The 7,701-nt window shown below is 43.1% G+C and carries 6 protein-coding genes and 1 pseudogene; 4 read left to right on the top strand and 3 right to left on the bottom strand.

Going from position 1 to position 7,701, the window contains the following annotated elements; translation table 11 throughout:
• Both AC4GME_RS13070 and AC4GME_RS13075 read right to left on the bottom strand, forming a co-directional pair.
• Positions 1 to 220 (bottom strand): annotated as a pseudogene (locus tag AC4GME_RS13070) (amino acid ABC transporter substrate-binding protein); the annotation flags it as partial.
• Positions 221 to 494: 274 nt separating this feature from the next.
• Positions 495 to 2,135 (bottom strand): dihydroxyacetone kinase subunit DhaK, encoded by a 1,641-nt coding sequence (locus tag AC4GME_RS13075; protein ID WP_490376749.1) that lies wholly within the window; start codon positions 2,133 to 2,135, stop codon positions 495 to 497.
• A gap of 691 nt (positions 2,136 to 2,826) precedes the next feature.
• Between AC4GME_RS13075 and AC4GME_RS13080 the strand changes: the two genes are divergently transcribed.
• From AC4GME_RS13080 to AC4GME_RS13095, 4 genes are all read left to right on the top strand, one after another.
• On the top strand, positions 2,827 to 3,396 hold the full coding sequence (locus AC4GME_RS13080) for a Crp/Fnr family transcriptional regulator (RefSeq protein ID WP_490376750.1): 570 nt from the start codon (positions 2,827 to 2,829) through the stop codon (positions 3,394 to 3,396).
• A gap of 70 nt (positions 3,397 to 3,466) precedes the next feature.
• Positions 3,467 to 3,919, top strand: a complete 453-nt coding sequence (locus AC4GME_RS13085) for a GNAT family N-acetyltransferase (RefSeq protein WP_490376751.1) — start codon at positions 3,467 to 3,469, stop codon at positions 3,917 to 3,919.
• A 21-nt stretch (positions 3,920 to 3,940) separates the two neighbouring features.
• Positions 3,941 to 4,801 carry a DMT family transporter gene (locus AC4GME_RS13090; RefSeq protein WP_490379538.1) on the top strand — a complete coding sequence of 287 codons (861 nt, stop codon included), beginning with the start codon at positions 3,941 to 3,943 and terminating at the stop codon, positions 4,799 to 4,801.
• A 222-nt stretch (positions 4,802 to 5,023) separates the two neighbouring features.
• Entirely contained in the window at positions 5,024 to 5,779 is a 756-nt protein-coding gene (locus tag AC4GME_RS13095) for a substrate-binding periplasmic protein (protein ID WP_490376753.1), read from the top strand.
• Positions 5,780 to 5,855: 76 nt separating this feature from the next.
• On the opposite strand, the gene AC4GME_RS13100 is transcribed toward AC4GME_RS13095, so the two are convergent.
• A partial coding sequence (locus AC4GME_RS13100; RefSeq protein ID WP_490379539.1) for an Hsp70 family protein occupies positions 5,856 to 7,701 on the bottom strand: 1,846 nt, incomplete at its 5' end.

Genomic DNA, 7,701 nt, shown 5'->3' on the forward strand with positions numbered 1-7,701 from the left:
GCGCGGCAGACTTAATCAATCTGATTTTGTACTTTACATTAAGCCGCTTCATAACCTGAGAGATAACTTCGACATCAATCCCCGTAATTACACCGTTATCAAGATACTTGTGCGGTGCTTGAGGGCTGGCGATAATAGTAAATTCTCGAGCATTTCCGAAAAAGGGGAATAAGAGTAATATCATGAAAAACGCTATACTCAGCCGATTTAAGATATTCATGATAACTCCTTTATCTATAAGGTATTTTCTATTTACTTAATAGTATAACCAATCTGCAAAATTACTTATTTCCAGTCTAATTATTTAATATACAAAGACAATAATTGCGATCTGTATGGTATTCAGGGAATTACTGCATTTTCGATGAGGGGATTATTGAATTATCGGAGCAATTCTCTATCAGTCAATATTACTATGATTTAACGTGCTAGAAAGTGAATAGGACAACCATAGCATTAATTAAAAAGCTATGACTGCCCTGATATTTTACAAATTAAACTTTAAACGCTGCAAATACGCGCTCAACAGCCAGTGAACCAGGATCTTTAACCCCTTTTAAGCTGTCGCTGCTTAGATATGATGAACGCCCCGCTTTCGCTTCAAGCATAGTGGCAGTGCTTTCAGCCCCGATCCGCGCAGCTTCAATCGCCGCTTCGAAACCGTCAGTTTCCCAGGCAACAAAGGCCGGGTGCATAGCATCAACCATAGTGCGATCACCCGGTTTCGCCCCACCATATTGCATCATCTGTTCAAGACCCGCTCTTAACGCCATCACTGTGTTGCCGTTTTGGTTATAATCCTGCCCCGCAGCAGTAAAGAATATTGAAAATAACACACCTGAAGAACCGCCCATCGCAATTGCAAGCTGTTCACCAATCACATTCAGCAACGCGCCAATATCATTTAACGGCAGATTTTTAGATTCAAGCTGGGCCTGAATCTGACGGGCTCCTGCAGAAAAGGTAGAGCCAGTATCACCATCACCGACCAGCAAATCAAGTTGATTCAACTCTTTTTCCGCCGCGATTAACGTGCTGGTAACCTTAGCCACAACAGCGGCTATCACTGCATTTTCAGACACTGCAAAAGCAAAATCACTCGACACTTTATCTTTTTTTACTACATCTAACTGACGTAATTCAATCGGTTGAATCCAGGCCTCTACTTCTACAGGTGCCAACAGTGCTTCTGAATGTGTATCGCTGAGTTGCAGACAAGAGATCGAGAAACCTTTCATATCAATGGAAGTCATTAACGCAGCAGGTCCAAGCACCAGGTGAATATTATCGCGTAATTGTGATTCCAGAATCTCTTTACAGATCAGACTCATTTCCAGTGGTGACACCCCACCAAGGTTATTAATCATCACGGCCACTTTTGCATCCGCAGAAGATAAACAGGCTTTAAGTTTGGCTGCCATAATGGCCACCAGCTCACGGCAGGAGATAAAATCAATAGTCGTAAACCCGGGTTCACCATGAATACCAAGTCCCAGTTCAACTTTACCTTCGGCAATGCGTTGACTGGTTTCTTCACCCGGTAATGAACAGCAGGACAGTGCCACACCGATACTGGCAGCAGCATCAATTGCCCCTTGCGCCGCACTTTTCACCTCAGCTAAATTAGCGCCCTGCTCAGCTGCATAGCCTGCAACTTTATGCACAAATAACGTGCCGGCGATGCCGCGAGGATTAATATTATCAGGAATGGAGATATCGTCATTAACAATCACCATCTCCACTTTCAAGCCCATTTTCTTGGCTTTTTCACAAGCCAGACCAAAGTTTAAACGGTCACCGGTATAGTTTTTTACAATAACCAAACACCCCTTTTCACCTGTCACATGAACGATAGCATTCAGTACTGCATCTACAGTTGGCGAAGCAAACAGATCACCGCATACTGCCGCTGTCAACATACCTTTCCCTACAAAACCGACGTGGGCAGGCTCATGACCGGAACCTCCACCGGAAATAAGGGCGACTTTATCTTGTTGCCAATCATTTCGGACAAGGATTCTAATCTGCGGATCAACATCAAGACGCGCCAGATTGTTATGTTTATTACTGTACAAGATACCGTCAATGGCATCGTCTACTAAGGTTGCTTTGTTATTGATAAATAATCGACTCATATTGACTCCGCTAATAGTATTTAATTAGAAGGTTATGAAGCTATCTTGCTGCCAAAAATACAGGATGCAAACCTGGCAATATGGTTTCAACTTGAAATTGAAATAAAAGGGAAATCCACAGATTTAATGGCCCATAAGTTTATGCGCTTTCAAACCGCAATTACCATCTATTTCATTATAGATCCCAAAAGGTGTGTTGCAATTAATACACTTTCTTGCTCTTGCATTTACTGTTTATTTATCACAACTATTCGTTACAGGGCTCAAACAGATACAGCTGCGCAATAAAGATCACCGATTTGCTCGTTTGTACGTATTAAACGCATTGAAAGTCAACGCACTGTTACTGTGATGGCTGATATCGACAACAGCATCAGCAGGTTTATTACCCTTACTGCTGGAAACGAGCCTGCAGGTACAAGTCGTAAAACCGATCGTAATATCTATCGTATTTGTTTTTTTTACCTCGCCCCTGCTGGTGCTCTTTATTATTCCAAGTGCATATGCAGTGCTTGACGATTTTGGCTTAGTTCATAAACATCAGCCATTAGATTAAGTTTAATTTTACTAAAAAACTAGGCGCTCATTGATTGGGCGGCCTGTTTTTTTTTCTGCTGGCGTTTGCACACACTCAATACACTAAGCTAGTATGAGATTCAGTTTCAGCGTTTTCCGTCTTAATAAGGATCTTATGAGCACTCTGTTCACTGCACAATTAGCACAACATGGATTCAACACTGCAGATATTGACGCATTAATCAGTATTGCGAAGCCATTGCAGCTCCCTGCTCGACATATTTTAGTGAACCAGGAAGAAGTCGCCGACTCACTCTATTTCGTTTTAGACGGCATCTGCCACGCTTGTTATCTTACAGAGCAGGGAAAGCAGTTCAGTAAGGAGTTTTACTGGGAGCAAGATTGGATAATTGGTTTTGAGGGGCTTATACGCAAGCAGGCTTCTCCTTACTTAGTTGAAACACTGACCCCGACAAACCTGCTTTGCTTGCCGATTGCATCTCTTTATCAATGGCGAGATCAATCACACCCTTTATATATTAAGCTGCTGGAAACCCAACTAATGTATAAAGAAAATAAAGAACGTTTTATGCTGCTGCATACTCCCGAAGAACGCAATGAAATTTTCTGCCGGAACTATCCTCACCTCCGTGAGCGACTAAGCGATTATCAGATCGCCGCTTATCTTGGCATCACCCATATCAGCCTAAGTCGCATTAAATCGCGCATAAAAGAAAAGAGTTAACATAAGTTAATGCCTCTGCCTTCCTGAGTTGCTACATTCCTTTGTTATATTGAACTCTTAGGACAGATAAATGATCTCTTGGCAACTACTCCCTTTTAATAAACTTTCCACAGCACAGCTTTATGAACTGATCAGGCTAAGAGTGGATGTTTTTGTTGTTGAGCAGACCTGCCCATACCCGGAACTGGACGGCAAAGACAACCTTGATAATGTGCAGCATCTGCTCGGTGTAAGTAACGGTGAAATTGTTGCCTGTGCACGGTTGCTCCCTGCTGGGACGACTTTTGATAATGTCAGCATAGGCCGCATTGCCACTAAAGAGACAGCTAGAGGCAATGGCCTCGGTCATCAATTGCTTAAGGAGGCATTGCAGCAGTGTGAAAGCCTCTGGCCAGGACAAACCATTGATATCGGCGCACAACATCACTTGCAGCTTTTTTATCAACGCCATGGATTTAAACCTATCTGTGCAATGTATTTAGAAGACGGCATCCCGCATATCGATATGCGCTTAACTAAATAATTGCCGAGTAATTCAATAGCGATGCGCAATCTATCCCCGGTAAACTTAGCCATTGTACTGCTTATTATTGGTAATTTGCTGGCTTCACTCTCTGATGTTGCCGTCAAACTGCTTGCTGGCGGGATCTCGCCATACCAGTATATTTTTATACGCCAAGTGGTATCCCTGTTACTGATACTGCCATTTTGGCTGCGCTTAGCAAAATCGCAACGTGACTTAACCAATATCAAGGTGACCGCAGTTCGAGCTCACTTAGTGCTGCTCGGCAGCGGCTGTATGATGGTCGCCATCACTTATCTGCCTTTAGCAACGGCAAATGCCCTGTTTTACGCGGCACCTCTTTTAATGATTCCATTATCCATCTGTTTATTAAAGGAGATGCCAAACAGCAGTAAAGTTATTGCCACCTTGATCGGATTTATAGGTGTGCTGATTGTTCTGCGGCCATCGCAATTTCACTGGGCAGCCCTGTTCGCAATGGGAACAGCATGCACACTGGCTCTATTTAATGTCTTGGTGAGAAAGATCCCGAGTGAACAGCCTGTGATTACAACTTTGATGTGGACCACTCTGTTATCTGTACCACTGTCGGGAATTTTAGCCTGGATATACTGGCAACCGGTAACAGCTAGAGAGCTCATTTGGGTTGTAGTAAGTGCCACTCTTATTCTAACCTACAATGGATTAGCGGTTATTGCTTATAAGAAGGCACCAACAACACAAATCGCTTTAGCTGAATATTCAGGTCTGATTTTTGTCACCATATTCGGAGTGTGCTGGTTTAATGAACTGCCCGACTGGCTGACCTTACTGGGGATCGGTCTGATAGTGCTTCCTCTTATCCCCAGAACAGCGCTGAAAGGTAGAAAAAGGAAGTGTTGATGTTAACCACTCGTCATTCATTAACAACAGGCTTAGCAAGGTGGCTAATTCCAAGTGCAAATAACAATTCATTTACAATGGGCTAGAAAATAGCTTAAAAGATCTATGCGCTAATGAAATAACAGCAAAAGTATCGAACTCTTTTATTAAGTTATACTGAGTGAATAAGGTAGTTTTTTTTGTTTATAATCAAGCTTCGCATTTCCCCAAAAAAGGGATGAAATGAAAAAAAACAGATGGATATATTACTTATTACAGGTCATAGCCCTCATTATTTGCTGTAGCGTAGCGATGGTTAATGCCCGTGAAATAAAAATGGTAACCGTCGACTGGCCTCCATTCTATGGAGCTAAGATGGAGGATGAGGGTGTGATTACTGTTATTGTCAAAACGGCTTTTCAAAGAGCAGGTCATAATGCCACTGTAAAATTCATTCCATGGGCACGAGCGCTAAAATTAGTCGAAAATAGGCAATATGATATTTTGATGGGGGGATATTACAGTGAGGAGCGGAGTAAGAAGTATTTATACAGCGCCGCAATTTATAATATTGAGGTGGGACTTGTTGCCCTGAAATCACTGCATGTTACCCATTATTCAAAACTTCAAGAGTTAATACCCTATACAATAGGAGTAAGCCAGGGATGGGTTAATAATGAAGAGTTTGATGCTGCCGATTATCTCAATAAAGAAACTGCAACGAAACCAGTATTGAATGTTCGTAAACTTTTAAAAAAACGAGTCGACATGATCTCTATCTCTTTTGACGTTTTTCGTTATGAACTGCTCACAATGTCAGGACAAAGACTAAATAACATTGTGTTTATTCAACCGCCTTTATCTGTTTCTCCTATCTATTTAATGGTGTCACTAAAAAGTTCTCAACGAGAAGAGATTATTAACGATTTTAATCAAGGACTGGAAGCTATTAAACGCGACGGTACTTACCATCAAATACTAAAAAAACATGGGTTTTAACATTGTTGGGCCAATATTTAATTTCTCGAACCGTTTAAGTTTCGCCGCGACGCTACTGACTAAAACATTTTCTGATTCATTGAATCAATTGCAATCCAACTGGCAAGCCCTCACCAAATACTCGTTTGGTTTCTGCTTCATCCAGCTTTTTAACTGTTTCAACCATTTCTATCCAACTGGCGGGAGCCTTTGCGATAGTTAATTTATCAATAACCTTGTTGCGCCAATCGCCATCAAGATCACGACGTCGATCACCACTCATACGTGTCATTAACACTGCCGCAAACGCAGCCTGCTTATTTTTCTTCCAATCGACTTTGAGCAACTGCGGGAGCCAGCTTTGTACGTCGTTTTTATCAATGACATTATGCGCACTACCGTGAAAGGGAATGCGTGATGCTATACGGCCAAGCGCCCACCAGCTGGTCATTGTTTCGCTGGATTTTTCCAGGCGTTTTAATAACCATTGGCTGATTTGGGTTTTGTCTTCAACAGGCAGGTGCTCCAATGTCGCCACCAATTTAACCATATCTTCATAGGATTTTTTCTTGGCTTCGGCCTGCAATTTTCTACTGGTTAATGCTGAGGGGTTAATAAACGCCGCAATATCCTTATATACAGTAATCTGCTGTATTGCATTAAGGCCCCCCGATGCGCGACGCCAGAAGGTCCACCAGTCAATCCAGCATTGCGTTTCCTGATTGAACTGCAGCCCTTGCTGATACAAGTCCCAAATTTGTTCAATACGCCAGTCATCAATCGGATAACCGAATCCCGGACGTAAACCATAACCCGCAAGGTTAAACCAAATACGCTCATGGACGGCAGAACGACGTCGCCGTTTTTTATTTTCTAATAACTGATCAAACAATGCCCGCAGCACCGGGACTTCCCAGCTGTCACGCTTTCCCAAACATTTTTCAATATCAATACGCAGAGCTTTCACCACTTTAGGCGGCATCGCTTGTTTACTCTCGCCAAAGACCGCATCAATTTTTTGTTCTACTTCGTTAAACTTTGCGGGAAGAGCTAGTGTTGTTTGCGTTTTTCTCTGTTCAGACAGCTGCCTGCGAATTTGAAACTCGACATGCCAGCGTTGTTGATTTTCAGCCACACAGTCAATTTTCAGAGTCCCTACTTCAGTTAGCGTGGCGGCAAGCGACACAGTAACTGAATCCAAGGCTGTTTTCTCTAATACCACGGCCAGAGGAGGAAGTGATATAAAGTGCTGGCTGGCAAGGCTTTGATCATCAATGGTGATTATTTCACCCGCTTGATAGAGACGGTCAGCAGTCGTCGAATACAGATGGAACTGAACCGGCTGCCCTAAACGTAATGAAAATTTTCGTTCGCTTAGGATCAGTTCCAGCTCTTCTTCTGTCCCTTTTGGCATTAAGCAGACAACTTGTTTACCCGACTCCAGCTGCTCCAGCACTAGGAAAAAAGTACGCGCAGAGCCTCCGCCAATTTTAAGCTGTACACCACGACGAGCTTTAGCGTAAGCGACAGCCCCCTGCGCCACAGCAAGATTAGGATTATTGTTTTCCAGCCTGGTAACTGTGTCACCACGCCATTCACTTAAAACATCAATTGACCGTTCACTGAGTGCGGTGCTATTAAAAACCCCGCCGTTGAATAATACGGCATCAGGAATGGCGACACCTGACGTTCCATTAGCCGACTTGTCTTCAATGACACCCAGTGCGTCATTACAGGCCAGTTGGTGATCTGCGATAAATTCCGCGATATGCTTACTCACTGCAGGATCTGCAGCATAAGGAAGACCAAACTCAACGACTCCGCTACGTCGTGAAAGAGGACGCTGATCAAAGCTAATTTGCGGGAAAAAACCATCCAGTGCAATATCCCTCACTTCCTGCTTAGAAAGTTGACAGCTTTTTGCCCCGCCTATCAGTCTAGCG

The sequence above is a fragment of the Psychromonas sp. genome (assembly GCF_983033635.1).

Bases quoted from the DNA above. Each gene is read 5' to 3' on its own strand.
- AC4GME_RS13080 (WP_490376750.1), top strand. From the start codon at position 2,827: ATGAGCACTCTGTTCACTGCACAATTAGCACAACATGGATTCAACACT.
- AC4GME_RS13075 (WP_490376749.1), bottom strand. From the start codon at position 2,135: ATGAGTCGATTATTTATCAATAACAAAGCAACCTTAGTAGACGATGCC.
- AC4GME_RS13085 (WP_490376751.1), top strand. From the start codon at position 3,467: ATGATCTCTTGGCAACTACTCCCTTTTAATAAACTTTCCACAGCACAG.
- AC4GME_RS13090 (WP_490379538.1), top strand. From the start codon at position 3,941: ATGCGCAATCTATCCCCGGTAAACTTAGCCATTGTACTGCTTATTATT.
- AC4GME_RS13095 (WP_490376753.1), top strand. From the start codon at position 5,024: ATGAAAAAAAACAGATGGATATATTACTTATTACAGGTCATAGCCCTC.